The sequence below is a fragment of the Pseudomonas sp. xss_4 genome (genome assembly GCF_043104125.1).
GTDB classification, from domain to species: Bacteria; Pseudomonadota; Gammaproteobacteria; order Pseudomonadales; family Pseudomonadaceae; genus Aquipseudomonas; species Aquipseudomonas parafulva_B.
This window is the reverse complement of sequence record NZ_JBICKJ010000088.1, coordinates 1-697: the sequence shown is the minus strand read 5'-3', so window position 1 is coordinate 697 and position 697 is coordinate 1. Positions and strand designations below refer to the sequence as shown.

Annotated in this window: 2 protein-coding genes; both read right to left on the bottom strand. The window is 59.7% G+C overall.

The genetic code is table 11. The features are described from left to right. Positions 1 to 172 (bottom strand): helix-turn-helix domain-containing protein (locus ACF8GB_RS18395; protein ID WP_392527423.1); only part of this gene is annotated, 172 nt, incomplete at its 3' end. Continuing rightward, positions 169 to 660, bottom strand: a complete 492-nt coding sequence (locus tag ACF8GB_RS18390; protein WP_392527422.1) for a transposase — start codon at positions 658 to 660, stop codon at positions 169 to 171. The genes ACF8GB_RS18395 and ACF8GB_RS18390, both read right to left, overlap by 4 nt. Positions 661 to 697: the final 37 nt, after the last annotated feature.

Sequence of the window (697 nt, the reverse complement as noted above, 5' to 3'; positions counted from 1 at the left end):
CCGGCGTTGGGCGACTCGTTTCAGGCCGCCGGTCTTTAGGTTGGTTGCGCCACCGCTGCAAGGTGCGCTCGGTGATGCCCAGCTCTGTGCAGGCTGCACGCTGACGAGCGCCTGACTCGATAGCCGCATCGATCAACTCAAGGGCAGTGGTGCGATCTGCGGCGCTGGTCATTCGTCCTCGCCCTTGCCCCAGATCGCATTGGCCTTTTTTCGCAGCACCAACAACGCTGCCGTTTCTGCCAAAGCCTTTTCTTTGCGCCGCAGCTCACGCTCCAATTGCTCGATACGCTTGACCGAAGCAATATCTTTGGCGGGTTCCTGCTGGGTAGGCGTATTGGCTTGCTCACACGCTGCACGCCACAACACCAAGTCCGCCGGCACAATGCCTGCGGTACGGCAGTATGCCGAAATCTCTGCCTCGCTCATTGCGGCTGTCTGGAGCACTGCCCTGAACTTGTCAGCGCTGCTCCAGCGCCCGTTGCGCTTACCTGTTCCTGCCATCTGTGCTCCTTGGGTCTTGGCTTCGTTACGCCAAGTCCTGAGTGTGACAGCAGTGATGCCTGTTTGCTTGGCCAGCTCTACGACCGTACGGCTGATCGGTGCCGACATTTGCTCCAGCGCCCAGGCTCTTTCCTCAGCGGTATAGCGTCGTTGCTTCATGAGACAATCCTAGCCCTCCATCTGTTGAACGGGGCGA

Bases quoted from the DNA above. Each gene is read 5' to 3' on its own strand.
- ACF8GB_RS18390 (WP_392527422.1), bottom strand. From the start codon at position 660: ATGAAGCAACGACGCTATACCGCTGAGGAAAGAGCCTGGGCGCTGGAG.